This is a genomic window from Phycisphaeraceae bacterium, from assembly GCA_020639155.1.
In the GTDB taxonomy this organism is placed as follows: domain Bacteria; phylum Planctomycetota; class Phycisphaerae; order Phycisphaerales; family UBA1924; genus JACKHF01.
The window spans coordinates 581,869-594,959 of record JACKHF010000001.1 but is presented as its reverse complement, the minus strand read 5'-3'; the positions used below and the strand labels follow the sequence as shown (position 1 = coordinate 594,959).

Below are 13,091 nucleotides of genomic sequence, written 5' to 3'. Positions count from 1 at the left end.
CAGACACAATGCCATGAATAACAACGTGAGACGAGCTTCGGTTCGAACACATCCTCCAGCCAGAGAAGCTGAAAAATGCTGCTGACGTCTTTGCATACAACGCTGTCACTGTTGATCGCTCTATGTCAGTTTCGTCCAAATGCATTCTAAGAGATGATTCGCGGTAAACCAGAAATAAATCCAAACAAAGACCTGATTTGATGGCAAAAAGTCGAAAATGTTCATGTAAATGCAGCTTGTTTGCTCAATTACGAAGAAAACCCGGCCTGCGGTTGTCCACGGGCCGGGTCGGAGATTCACGTTGATCATCCTCATTCGAGGATGATCTTTGGATCCGAGATCAATCAATACCCAGCGCTGACGATCTCCTCGTACTTGCCGGTCGTCTCGTTCAGGCCACCGTTGAAGTCGATGCCCTTCATGCCCGAGCGTGTCCAGCGGTAGTACAGACGATCGAACGGGTAGTTACCCGAGCCATCAGGAGCACGTGCTTCCCAGTCGCGAGGTTGATACACACTGTTCATGTAGGTGTTGACCTGGGTCGGGAAGTTGGGATTGCCGCCCGGGTTTGAATCACGAGTGGCAACGACACGGACCGAGCCGTCGAAGAACCCGTTTGGAACCCGTGCCTGCTCGTCGGCAAAGTAGCGGTTGCGCTTGCCGAAGTGGTACTGCTCCTGCATCATCCACTCGATCTTGCCAGCGGGGAACGACACACCCGAACGCTTCTTGTCACCGAGCAACGCGCCAGCAGGACTGGTCGGCATCTGGTAATAGCTTGTGTGCGCTGTGCTCTGTGTGATACGTCCGTTGACTGGGGCGCCTCGGTCGTAGCCGCAGGCCACCATCTGGTAGCTGGAGCTGTACGGCCAGCGACGGTCTGTGTTACCTCCGAATGAGGGTTGGTTTGGTGTCCAGAAGTTCTTCTCGTACTTGTTGACCGGATCGTCCTGCCAGCTCAAGCGAGCAAAGTCGGCCGGATCAACAACCATGCGTTCGGGCAGCTTCTGCTGCAGATAGTCGTTGACAACAAGGTGCGAGTAGAGCACGTGGGGGATCCAGCCCTGGATCTGTGTGATCGGCGCAGCTGTGCCGTTGCCACGGCCCGCTCTGAACCTGAGGATGTCGACAGCCTGGTTCGCAGCTGCCTGCACATCACCTCCAGGACCTGCCGGTGCATTAATGAGTGTCGTGAGTCCGCTCTGGATCGGCATGGCTTTTCCAGCCTGCCACGAGAAGCACGACATCTTGTCCTTGAAGTCAGACGCGTAGTTGGCTGTTGCCACTCCCATCTGCTTGATGTTGGACATAGACAGTGCGAGCTTCGCCTGCCTTCGCGCCTCACCGAGCGCTGGCAGGAGGATACCGATGAGCAGCGCAATGATCGCAACGACCACGAGCAACTCGATGAGGGTGAACCCTCGCTTTGGACGCGACGGCGCACGCCACTCCTTCAACAATATCGACATAACAAACTCCCGGCCACATGGGCCTGCACTGAACGACCCGCTGGTCCTCACATCAGACACAATGCCATGAATAACAACGTGAGACGAGCTTCGGTTCGAACACATCCTCCAGCCAGAGAAGCTGAAAAATGCGATAGCCACGTATCCGGAGAAACATAAACTGTCCGTTAACAATTTCATACTACATAATTTTGGATTGAGTTGCGAGGGTTGATCTGCACATCTGGAGATAAAATACAAAGCAACCCAAACAAAAACAGATTAAGATCGTTCAAAATGCAAACAAAACCCGGCCTGCGGTTGTCCACAGGCCGGGTCGGAGATTCACGTTGATCATCCTTATTCGAGGATGATCTTTGGATCCGAGATCAATCAATACCCAGCGCTGACGATCTCCTCGTACTTGCCGGTCGTCTCGTTCAGGCCACCGTTGAAGTCGATGCCCTTCATGCCCGAGCGTGTCCAGCGGTAGTACAGACGATCGAACGGGTAGTTACCCGAGCCGTCCGGTCCGCGTGCTTCCCAGTCTTTGGGGATATACACGCTGGCCATGTAGGTGTTGACCTGGGTCGGGAAGTTGGGATTGCCGCCCGGGTTTGAATCACGAGTGGCAACGACACGGACCGAGCCGTCGAAGAACCCGTTTGGAACCCGTGCCTGCTCGTCGGCAAAGTAGCGGTTGCGCTTGCCGAAGTGGTACTGCTCCTGCATCATCCACTCGATCTTGCCAGCGGGGAACGACACACCCGAACGCTTCTTGTCACCAAGCAACGCGCCAGCAGGACTGGTCGGCATTACATACGAGCTGGTGTTTGTTGGATCTTGTGTGATACGTCCGTTGACTGGGGCGCCTCGGTCGTAGCCGCAGGCCACCATCTGGTAGCTCGAACTGTACGGCCAGCGACGGGTGTCATTGCCAGAAAACGGTACCTGATTCGGCGTCCAGAAGTTCTTCTCGTACTTGTTGACCGGATCGTCCTGCCAGCTCAAGCGAGCGAAGTCGGCCGGATCAACAACCATGCGTTCGGGTAGCTTCTGCTGCAGATAGTCGTTGACAACAAGGTGCGAGTAGAGCACGTGGGGGATCCAAGTCTGGATCTGTGTGATCGGCGAAGCTGTGCCGTTGCCACGGCCCGCTCTGAACCTGAGGATGTCGACAGCCTGATTCGCAGCTGCCTGCACATCGCCATTGGCACCGGTTGGTGCAGTGATGAGCGTCGTGAGTCCGCTCTGGATCGGCATGGCTTTTCCAGCCTGCCACGAGAAGCACGACATCTTGTCCTTGAAGTCAGATGCGTAGTTGGCTGTCGCCACTCCCATCTGCTTGATGTTGGACATAGACAGTGCGAGCTTCGCCTGCCTTCGCGCCTCACCGAGCGCTGGCAGGAGGATACCGATGAGCAGCGCGATGATCGCAACGACCACGAGCAACTCGATGAGAGTGAACCCTCGCTTTGGACGCGACGGCGCACGCCACTCCTTCAACAACATCGACATGACAAACTCCCGGCCACATGGGCCACAATGGAGCTCTGGAACGCTTGCGCATGAGACACAATGTCATACCATAAACAGCGCAACCGACCCTTTGCTCAAGAACGAACAAGCAGCCGGTAGGCCCGCTTTTCGTCGCAGCACGCAACACCGAATCCAACGATCCTGCCCACCACGATCACGACATGTGACCAGAGTATACAGCCGTCCAGATATTTCAGTTCCATGAAAAGAACGAGCTGTAACACAATTTCGAGAATGCTCTCAAGCAGGAATAGAAAAAGCCAAACCTTCGCCGTATGCGAAGGTTGGCTTTGGTTTGATTGCCAACTCCAAGCAGGAGGGTGACTTTTGCCAAGGGCTTAGTACCCTGAACTGACGACCTCCTCGTACTTGCCGGTCGTCTCATTCAGGCCACCGTTGAAGTCGATGCCCTTCAGGCCCGAACGTGTCCAGCGGTAGTACAGGCGGTCAAAGACAAAGCTCGTTGAACCATCCGGGGTCTGGGGTTCCCACGCTTTGGGTACATACGTACTGTTCATGTACACGTTCGTTGCTGTTGGCAGGTTTGGATTCCCCCCGGGGTTCGAGTCCTTGGTTGCAACAACACGAACTGAGCCATCAAAGAACGAGTTGGGGACACGTGCCTGGGCATCCGCAAAGAATCTGTTTCGTTTGCCGAAGTGGAACTGCATGAGCATAATCCACTCGACCTTTGCAGCAGGGAAAGACACGCCGGTCCTGCCTTTGTCGCCAAGCCTCAAGTTGGTTCGGTTGAAGTTGTATCCGCGAACATTATCGGTTGCTTGAGTGACTCGATTCGGCATATTTGTTCGGTCAAACCCGGCTGGAACCATCTGGTAGCTGGAACTGTATGGCCAGCGCTTGTTAGCGGCAGATGCAGCTTCCTGATTCGGCATCCAGAAGTTCTGATCGTGTTTGTTCACCGGATCGTCCTGCCAACTGAGCAGCGTGAAGTCGCCGGGATCGACAACCATGCGTTCTGGCAGCTTTTGCTGCAGATAGTCATTCAGAACAAGATGCGAGTACCTGATGTGTGGCACGAGATTGTCGATGCGCTGGATGTCATCGCGACCGGAACGGTTGCGGATGATGTCAACCGCCTGGTTGGCTGCAGCCTGCATGTCGTCAGCAGCTGTGATGAGGGTTGCCAGACCAGACTGGACTGGCATTGGTTTGTTTGCTTTCCACGAAAAGCTGGCAATCTTGTCCTTGTAGTCTGAGGCGTAGTTCGCTGTTGCGACCCCCATCTGTTTGAGGTTTGACATGCTCAGCGCGAGCTTTGCCTGTCTGCGCGCCTCACCCAGTGCTGGCAGCAGAATACCGATGAGAAGCGCGATAATCGCGACAACCACCAGCAGTTCAATCAGTGTAAATCCCCGAGATCTGCGCGATCGTGTGCGCCACTTCTTTGATATCAACTTCATATGTGCTCCCGGCATTTTCAGCCAACGAGGGGAACCCGTGCAAATGCGCGTGAGACACAATGTCAAAAAATAAAGCGCGCACCGACATCGCCCGAAAGTGAGTCGAGATCTTGCGACCCCATCGCACCTTGGCGCAACCTATTCACGATGCGTGCGCAACCGAAACGCCTCGGCCCCCGCCGAAGTTTCGAGTTAGTACAGTAGATACACAACGCGGAAGAGTTGTTCCAAAAAATGTCCCATTGGTCTCAAATTGAATAGTTTTTGTGTGTAGACCAGACGGGTTGCAGTTAATGAAAAACTTGTTGTCTTATTGCGGGGAAAGCCAGCGAAATGCGGCGAGATTTGAACTGAGCCAGGTCTCGGCTTGAGAAAGCGACATTGTTTCTTCTGATTGGCCTTTCTCCGTCATCTGGTCCAAATAACTTTGTAGCGATTCAATACCTGTCCTTTGTGTTGTGAATGATGCGGCGTTGCGCAGTTCTGCGAGCAGCGATCGAGCCTTTGCCAGCACCTCGGTGTTGATCTCTTGATCTTCAGTCGTGATTGGGTTTTTCGTGGGTGATGCGCCATTCGGTACGACGGGTGTGTTGTCGCTGAGCGTCTTGGGCTCGCTGGGCACAGTCTGCACCGGTGTGGCATGTTCTTCAGCATCTGCTGGCGCAGTTGAGGCAGGCTCATCTGGCGTGTTTTCAGCATGTGTTGCAGACGAAACAGGTTTCTCCGGATCTGTTCTCTCAGTGCGCTGGAGCAGAGACCATGCAACTCCTCCGCCGAGGACCGAACCGATTGCGAGCATGCTGATGCCAAGAGCAATCAAGGGACCAAGGCCTCGCTCGCTCGCTTTTTCAGTTGAAAAGGTGGGCAGTGTAGGCGTTTGCGGAGTTGGTTCGACTTGGGTGTGAGGCTCGAAGCGCGTTTGCTGTGGCGGCGTGTACGAGGCGCTCTGCTGGGGTGATGGCATCGGATGGCCGGGCACAATACGAACAGGTCCAAGCCCAAGATACTGGCGATCATCAGGAACATCAAAGGGAGCCTGACACTGCGTGCATACGTTGGCATTGGTATCAGTTGGTGAGTTGCACGCGTGGCATACACCGAGCAAATGTGCAACGCCTGGTGTTCTCCCTGCGAGTGACCAGAACTGCATTGTTGTTGGACCGCGGATAACTGTGTCGCGTGTGATTCTTCCCTTTGCAATCATGGTTCTGATCACATCAAACGAACATCCGGGTCGGAACGGATGGATTGGATCATGCAGGAACCACGGCCCCATTGCGTTTTGTGTTGCCTGACGAGAAAGCGGTTCAAAGAGTCCCTTGCAGTGGGAGCATTGGCGTGGGCTATTTGATATTTCGCCGCAATATGGGCACAGCACCATCACGACCGTGGACTGCTGCGCACGACCCAGTTGTGGCGATTGTGCTGGTTGATCCTGACTGCTCATCGCATCATCCATCCCATACTCTACGATTGCTGGATGGTTCCAGCACGCTGCAATCTGTACAAACGCACAACGATCAGAACTCGGGGTCTATTGCTATCCGTCTTGGTGGGCGGCAGTGTTCCGCTGGCATTTGGGCTTGGTGGATGTTCCAGCACGACCATTGACCCACATATGACGAGGTTGTCAGAGTCGACAACGATGCCGGACAGGATGCACCTGGACCGTCCTGCTGCATTGATTGATGGAACAGAGGTGTCGTGGGATGGACTCCTGCCGATGTTGAGTGAGATTGCAGGTGAATCAGCGCTCGCCGAAGTCGTGCTGGATCGTGCTGTGGCCAGAGCATTCGAGAATGCAGGGCTGGTGCTGACACAGGAGCTGGTCGATCAGGAGCGTTCACTTGTGCTTGGATCGTTGGTAGCATCGGGCAATGAGAGTGTTTCGTTGGATGAACTTCGTATCTCCCGTGGCTTGGGACCAGTGCGCTTTGATCGTGTGCTGCGGCGCACTGCAATGCTTCGCATGCTTGTTCAGCCGATGGTGGTTGTAACAGATGATTTGATCAAAGATCGCTTTGATATTGTGCATGGTGAGACTGTAACGTTCCGCGTGATGACTGTCCGCGATCGCGCGATTGTTGAGAAGATATGGCACGACATGGCGGCTCGTACTGGAACTCTCGGTCGTCTGGAGTTTGCTGCGCAGGCAGTGATTCACTCTACAGATGTCACAGCGCAGCAGGGCGGACTCATGTTGCGGGTCAGCCCATCGGATCCTGCATATCCCGAGGTCATACGCAACGCGATAGCAACGACGACTCCCGGTACAATATCCCAAGTCCTTGCGCTCGGAGATGGTCAGTATGCACTCGTGTGGGTTGAGGAAACGTACCCGCCGGATGGTGTGCAGTTTGAAGCGGTGCGCAACGAACTCAAACGTGAACTGGTGCTTCGCCAGGAACGTGTGCATATGGACGCGATGGTGCGCCAACTTACAGCTGGTGTGGTTGTTCAGCCTCTGGATCCATCGCTTGCGTGGTCATGGAACGGTGTTCATGATCGATAGATAGTCGGTTAGTCCTCGTCGAATCCCCGCGCAACCAGATCACTCAACGCGTCCAAGGCTTCCTGTGCCTTGTCGCCTTTTGCGGTGATTGTGAGCTCGGACCCTTGTGTTGCAGCGAGGAGCAGCACTTCCATGACAGACTTCGCGTTGACAGACTGGTTCTTGCGCGCAAGTGTGATTTCGCAGGGGAACGTGTTTGCTACGTCCACGAGCGCCATCGCCGGTCGGGCATGGAGGCCCAAGCGATTGACAATAGTGACGATGGTTTGCAGTTTGTCTGCCACGGTGTTCTGCATGGTCCTCACGGGTGCGGACAGATGAATGACGCACGGTTCAAGAGCAACAACATCTCAGATGTCGTCCCGATGAGTGAACTCATCGGTGTGATTTCAACGATGCGCTGTCGATCAGTGTTCGACCGACAGGTCTGATTTTCTCTTTCAGCCACGAGCGCGTGTCACGTGGACGAATACGAACGACCGATTACCACGCCTGCCGTTGGGCGTCTGCTTCGGTCAGAAGCTCCACAACCGCTTCGGCGTTCTCTGCATTGCGGAGTGAGCGACGAAAAGAGTCGCGATTCAGGCAGGTGAAAATAGCTTCCATCGCCTGCAGATGTTCTTCCGGCTTGTCAGCGGGGCTGAGCAGCAGGATGATCGAGTATACCGGCTGACGATCGAGCGACTGGAAATCAATCCCCTTCCTGCTGATGCCGACCGCAGCCATCATCTTTGTGACCTTTACGTGCTTGGTGTGGGGTACCGCAATGCCCATCCCGAACCCGGTCGAGTCACGCTTTTCACGCTCAAGTACTTTCGCCATGAGTTCGCGCGATGTTTCCTCGTTGATCATTCCGGCACCGACAAGTGCTGCGAACAACTCCGCGATCGCATCATCGCGGAACGTGCTGGTCAGTGACGGCACGATGGCTTGTGGTTCGATGAAATCGAGGAGCTTCATTGATGCGTTTTCCCGTAGAGCGTATCGCGTCTAACGCTTTTCAGTACGGAGCCTGTCCTTGAAGTCTGTCAGCAGCCTGACGCCCTTCTGCGTTGCCTGATCAATGGCTGAATAGACGTCATCGCTGCGAGCATGACAGATAAATGCGTCGTGGTGCTCCACATGAATATTCATTTCGACGTCGAACGTCGGGTGGTGGGTGTGGTCGAGTTGGGCGACGGTCACCTCAATTTGCTGGACCCGGTCGTAGTACCGAGGAAGTTTGCCGACATGCGTCTCGGTATGTTCTCTGATAGCGTCTGTGATGTCAATGCCACGCCCAATGACGTCGATGCGCATTGTGACCTCCATGTGTACAACTCTGTCTGCATGATTGCTGATATGCCAGTGCTCCCCGGCCAGCAGCCGAACGAGCCAGACAGCGATTCGACCGTGTTCCGGTATCAGTTTAGGCGTGGCAGAGCCAAACCCCAAGAACAATGCTGTCAGGGATGGTTTGTACGGGTGTGCTGACGGGTGTCGCCTGAATCAGGTGTGTTATTCAGAAGGTGTCTTGTCTACACCCGTTTTCTCACTGGGTGGGCTGAACAGATCCAGAATGACACTGGTCTCGACCGCTTCGGCACCGTGAGGGACATTTGATGGCAGATGGAGCACGGAACCGGCCGTCATCTCGATAGTGCGTGATGCACCGTCTGGGCCATCCTCAAGTGTGAACACCATGCGACCAGAAAGGAGTACCGCAAACTGCTCGTTCTCGTGTGTGTGCACACCAACCTTGAATCCCTTGTGCAGTGTCACATGCGAGAGCATCATCTGCGATCCGATGATGCGCTTGCGATCGATTCTCGCCATAGGCTGATCGGTCGGAAGATCGTCCCACACAAAGAGTTGCGCGCGTTGTGCCATTTCGGCCTCCCTTTCTGTTTCGTGGAGGGTGCATCATCATAGTGAGACATGCCGGAAAGCAGTCTCAGCCTGCTTCGCGCTGGCTCTTGGTTTCGCCTGAAGGAAGCGTGTCCTCGTTTTTCTTCTTGGCTTGTTCGATGGCTTCCATTGCTTCCGGCGGTGCGAAACGCTCTGGCATGAGCACGCCGCCCGTCAGCACATATCTAATTGCTTCGTCAGCGGATATGGGGAGGTCAATTACTTCATTCTCTGGAACTGCGACCGCAAATCCTGTGAACGGTGTTGGACTGTTGGGAATGAACACAGTGACACAACGATCGCCCGCTGCGTTACTCACGACAGTCATTGAGTTGTTGGTGATGAATCCGATTGTCCACTTCCCCTCGCTCGGCCATTGCAAAAGAACAACCCGTTTGAAGGCGATCGTCTTCTCACCCATGACCATGTCGACGACCTGCTTGACGTACGGATAGACCTGCTTGAACCCGGGGATGCGCGCGATGAGTTGCTCAATGCGGTGGTAGACCTTTCGTCCGATGAGTCCGCCGAGCAGAACGCCAGCAAGATAGATCAGGACGATCGCGAGCAGTAGCCCAGTTGCTTCAAGATACCAGTGCTCCTCCCAGAAGGATTTGAAGTTTTCATGCCGGATCGTGGATCGCACCTTTGTGCGCGCGCGCTCGCGCTCGGCTTCCGTCATGTCCTCGTAGGTGATTTCCTGCATGCGGCGATTCACCTGCGTTTCCTTCACCTCGTACCAGATCGGCTGGTATTTCTCGGGAAGTTGCGGAATCGCGAGCATGATTGCGGTTCTGATGCCACGGTTGACGGGTGTTGCGACGTTGTTAAACACAAAGAGGGATGCCTGATACAAAATCCAGAGCGTCAGCACGGTGGGAAGCAGAATACCCAGACCTCTGAAGAAGAAGCGACGGAAGTCGCTGGAAAAGGTTGTCCGCTCCGTGGCCATTCGGTCTCCGTTCAGGCATTACATATATGGTGTATGCGCCAGCTCTGGTTGCACTTGTGGGAAAACACCAGTGCTGATTTCTCAGCATCGGCAAATCAGGCAGTATCTCGCTGATTGTCCGTGTCTTTCGAGAGATACGCAACACACAACTGTCGGTTCATGCACGAGTTGGGGATGGAGCAGGCAAAGCAAATGATTATCGGTGACAAAGCAGCCGCCCAACATGGGCGACTGCTCGGAGATCAGTGACGCACGTGCGTCACCAGGGCGAACTGAAGAGGAGACGTGTCACTCAGCGGCCTCTGTGTCCGTTGTTGTTGTGATCGCGATTCCAATGGTCGTTGTCGCGTCCCCGGTTTCCATGGGCTGATTGCCCATGTCCACGATCATTTGATCGACCCCATCCGCCGCGATCACGATTGTTCCCACGTCCGTTCGACCAGCCGTGGTTGTGGCTGTCCCGGCGTGGCGGCTCACAGTGCAGGATCTGGCGGGGTGCGGGATGGCAGACAACTGGCTGGGGGGCCGGTGCGCAGACCACTGGATGAGTGACCACAGGAGCGCAGACTACTGGGCGGGCCACCACGGGGGCGCAGACCACCGGACGTGGCGCTGGGCGTGAGTTTCCAATCACGACTGTCACCTTGCTACTTCCGCCGCCGATCGAGAACGATGCGGATGAGCGGACTGGCTGGCTGTAGTTGATGATTTGGCCTCGCTGCGGGCGCCAGTTGTTTGTGCAGTGTTCCGGGCCTTCCGCCAGAGCGGGAGCCGCGAGTGTGCCACAGAGTGCGAGTGTTGCGAGCATGGTTTTCATGTGTTTCCCTCCTTGCTCTATTGCTGAGAACGGGCTTGAGAAGTGCATCTTCGTTGCCCAGCCCACTACGTTAGTGAGCATTCACTAACATAAACTGCGAAGATGCAGGACTATTTCAGACTAGCATGTTTTGGAGTTCGGTCTTTGCAAATTTTGAACAAGAACATTGATTTCAGTAAAAAAAGGCTGTTAGAAGAGCGTTGCTACGGTAGAACTTGGCATGAAGAAATGGGCCTAACAGGACTCGAACCTGTGACCTCACCCTTATCAGGGGTGCGCTCTAGCCAGCTGAGCTATAGGCCCGGATGTGTGCGACCTTTGTCGGTTCGACGAGTCGCGGGTCGAGAGTTTAGCTTCGTGGGCTGCAGGATCAATCCTGAGACGGGCTGGATCGGCGCAGAGACCTACCTATCAACTGGCAGCCCTGACGAGCCTGAGGATGAACAGGGCGCCACCTCCATCGGCATCGCGATAGATCAAGTCACCCCCAAACTGCTGGGCGAGTTGTCGTGAGAGTGCAAGTCCGAGCCCGAGCCCTTCGGCTTTTCCATCGCGCTCAACCTGTTCGAACGGCTTGAAGATGCGCGTATGCTCGTGTGCAGGCACGCCCGGGCCGAAGTCACGCACACAGATCTCGACCATGTTTCGTTCGGCGTGCTGCACGGAGATCTCGATCGCTGGCTCGATGTCGTCACGATCTGGTTTGCCATACTTGCAGGCATTGTCAACAAGATTTGCACAGATGCGTTCAACCGTCGTCTCGTCTGCTGTGACAGATGTTCCCTCAAGTGCTTCGGGTATGTCGAGCATGAGCTGCATATCAGCACGTTCCGCTGCATCGTTGAGTGTTGGCATCATCCGCTGTATTGTGGGAATGACAGGCGTACGTGAGAGGCTGCGTGTGCGTTTCTGCTTGCCAAGCCGTGCGTACGCCAGCACGTTCTCGACAATGCCAGCGAGGCGCTGCGCTTCACGGTGGAGCGTATCGAGTGATCGCGTCTTTGCTTCCTCGTCCTTGACCATGTCGTGGGCGAGCAGATCTGTGTACAGGCAGAACGAGGTGAGCGGCGTGCGGAGTTCGTGCGTGACTGCCGAGACGAATCGCCCGCGACGCTCGGCGAGTTCCATGCTCTTTCGCAGCACAACGCCGATGCCGACAGCTGCTGCAATCAGACTCAACCACGCGACAAGCAGTCCGAGACGAGTCGGAGAGAACATTGATGCGCTGACAGGCGCTGGTGTCCCTGGCTCGAACACAACGGGAACAGTTGCGAGCAGTCTGCCCTGGTTTCTGAAAGCTTCTCGTTGCGATGCTTCGTAGATCGGTACGAGAGTGGCATCCGGAAGGAGAGACCGTGCAGACTGGAGCAACTCCTTTTCAAGCGCTGGCCAATCGATCCAGAACCCCTGTGTCAGCGTTTGATTTGCGAACATGATGCGACGTGTGAACAGCAGTTCTGGTGATCCGGGCAGACCCGATCGCCACTGGGCGACAAATGGTTCCTGTGTGATATCCGTCTGCGCCAGCATCGTCACAGGGAGTTTGTCGTAAGGTGAACCGATTGCTTTGGCAGTCAGTCCTGTCTGGTTCATATCCACACCAAGGGTGCTCTCGTCCAGCGCAGGGGATGGAGATTGAGTCAGAAATACGGCTTGGTCGCGTGCAGATTCCGAATCCGACCGATCGTTTGGACTGTTGCGTGTCTGCGCGTCGTTTATCAGCTTTTCCCGTAGCGACGCGTCCTCATCCTTATATGCATACCGTCTTCTGGCGTTGCTTGCATCATCGGTCGTTGCTGGTTCTGTTGGTGGTTGGAGCGCGCGTGTTTGCGCCTGCCTTTCAGGAACAAAGCCGGGAGGTATTGACTGTTCGTTCTTTGGTGTGAGGCTTGCACTGCTTGGCACTGCGCCGAACGGATCTTCGAAGCTTTCGGATTGTTTCTCGCGCTCTTCAAATCCAAGCATGTGCATTCCATCGGTCGTCGGCTCTGCGCCGCGGACAAGCACGGTGAGCTTATCAAGCCGCTGTATCGCTGTTTCAACCTGTGCTGGTGCGACGTGCTGCCCTTCCGCGAGATCGAGCAGATTGCCGCTGGGCGCTTGTGGTGAGGTGACAGTGCCGTCCGCTTCAATCTGGAAGTGCAGACGGATGTACTCGCCAGCACCCTCAAGCAGTGGAGATGGCACCAGAATCTCGCCAGGCGTGATGTCTTCGAGGAGGCGTGTGACCGCACGGTCAGCGGGGTAGAAACTGCGATAATGGAAGTAGGGGCGTGAGGCTTCCACGGCAAGGATCGGCGCGACGGTTGAGTCCATTCGCCAGAGTGCGAGCCTGACCTTTTCCTGAAACGTTGCGTTGGCGCGAGCCTGCTTCTCACCGGTTTCAAGCTGCAGCGCACGTACACTGACCCATGCGAGTGCTGCTGCAGAAGCAAGCGCGCACAATGCAAAGACCAGCCAGGCCCGTGCATCCCTGATCTTGCTGAGGTTGATTCGGCCGATTGTGGACATG

Annotated in this window: 12 protein-coding genes and 1 tRNA gene; 1 reads left to right on the top strand and 12 read right to left on the bottom strand. The window is 55.4% G+C overall.

The genetic code is table 11. The features are described 5' to 3' along the window. Positions 1 to 344: 344 nt before the first annotated feature. The 4 genes from H6815_02555 to H6815_02540 form a co-directional block, all read right to left on the bottom strand. Positions 345 to 1,469 (bottom strand): prepilin-type N-terminal cleavage/methylation domain-containing protein, encoded by a 1,125-nt coding sequence (locus H6815_02555; protein ID MCB9859307.1) that lies wholly within the window; start codon positions 1,467 to 1,469, stop codon positions 345 to 347. A gap of 372 nt (positions 1,470 to 1,841) precedes the next feature. Then, positions 1,842 to 2,960, bottom strand: coding sequence for a prepilin-type N-terminal cleavage/methylation domain-containing protein (locus H6815_02550; protein ID MCB9859306.1), 1,119 nt, complete (start codon positions 2,958 to 2,960; stop codon positions 1,842 to 1,844). Positions 2,961 to 3,325: 365 nt separating this feature from the next. After that, positions 3,326 to 4,411 carry a prepilin-type N-terminal cleavage/methylation domain-containing protein gene (locus H6815_02545; GenBank protein ID MCB9859305.1) on the bottom strand — a complete coding sequence of 362 codons (1,086 nt, stop codon included), beginning with the start codon at positions 4,409 to 4,411 and terminating at the stop codon, positions 3,326 to 3,328. Positions 4,412 to 4,721: 310 nt separating this feature from the next. Then, complete coding sequence (locus tag H6815_02540) at positions 4,722 to 5,858, bottom strand: hypothetical protein (protein ID MCB9859304.1); 1,137 nt, start codon at positions 5,856 to 5,858, stop codon at positions 4,722 to 4,724. A gap of 171 nt (positions 5,859 to 6,029) precedes the next feature. On the opposite strand from H6815_02540, the gene H6815_02535 reads away from it, so the two are divergent. Continuing rightward, positions 6,030 to 6,923: a peptidyl-prolyl cis-trans isomerase gene (locus H6815_02535; protein ID MCB9859303.1), complete on the top strand. Its 894-nt coding sequence runs from the start codon at positions 6,030 to 6,032 to the stop codon at positions 6,921 to 6,923. Between the two features lie 8 nt (positions 6,924 to 6,931). Here the strand turns inward: H6815_02535 and H6815_02530 are convergent, their stop codons facing one another. The 8 genes from H6815_02530 to H6815_02495 form a co-directional block, all read right to left on the bottom strand. Next, complete coding sequence (locus H6815_02530; GenBank protein ID MCB9859302.1) at positions 6,932 to 7,219, bottom strand: HPr family phosphocarrier protein; 288 nt, start codon at positions 7,217 to 7,219, stop codon at positions 6,932 to 6,934. A gap of 187 nt (positions 7,220 to 7,406) precedes the next feature. Then, positions 7,407 to 7,883, bottom strand: a complete 477-nt coding sequence (locus H6815_02525; protein ID MCB9859301.1) for a PTS sugar transporter subunit IIA — start codon at positions 7,881 to 7,883, stop codon at positions 7,407 to 7,409. Between the two features lie 30 nt (positions 7,884 to 7,913). Continuing rightward, on the bottom strand, positions 7,914 to 8,222 hold the full coding sequence (gene raiA / locus H6815_02520; protein ID MCB9859300.1) for a ribosome-associated translation inhibitor RaiA: 309 nt from the start codon (positions 8,220 to 8,222) through the stop codon (positions 7,914 to 7,916). A gap of 198 nt (positions 8,223 to 8,420) precedes the next feature. Then, positions 8,421 to 8,792, bottom strand: a complete 372-nt coding sequence (locus tag H6815_02515; GenBank protein MCB9859299.1) for a cupin domain-containing protein — start codon at positions 8,790 to 8,792, stop codon at positions 8,421 to 8,423. Positions 8,793 to 8,856: 64 nt separating this feature from the next. After that, a complete protein-coding gene (locus tag H6815_02510; protein MCB9859298.1) occupies positions 8,857 to 9,762 on the bottom strand; it encodes a DUF502 domain-containing protein in 906 nt (301 codons plus the stop codon). 292 nt (positions 9,763 to 10,054) lie between these two features. Beyond that, on the bottom strand, positions 10,055 to 10,579 hold the full coding sequence (locus tag H6815_02505; protein ID MCB9859297.1) for a hypothetical protein: 525 nt from the start codon (positions 10,577 to 10,579) through the stop codon (positions 10,055 to 10,057). 229 nt (positions 10,580 to 10,808) lie between these two features. Then, a tRNA-Ile gene (locus H6815_02500) sits at positions 10,809 to 10,882 on the bottom strand. A gap of 108 nt (positions 10,883 to 10,990) precedes the next feature. Beyond that, positions 10,991 to 13,090 carry a HAMP domain-containing histidine kinase gene (locus H6815_02495; GenBank protein ID MCB9859296.1) on the bottom strand — a complete coding sequence of 700 codons (2,100 nt, stop codon included), beginning with the start codon at positions 13,088 to 13,090 and terminating at the stop codon, positions 10,991 to 10,993. Position 13,091 lies beyond the last annotated feature (1 nt).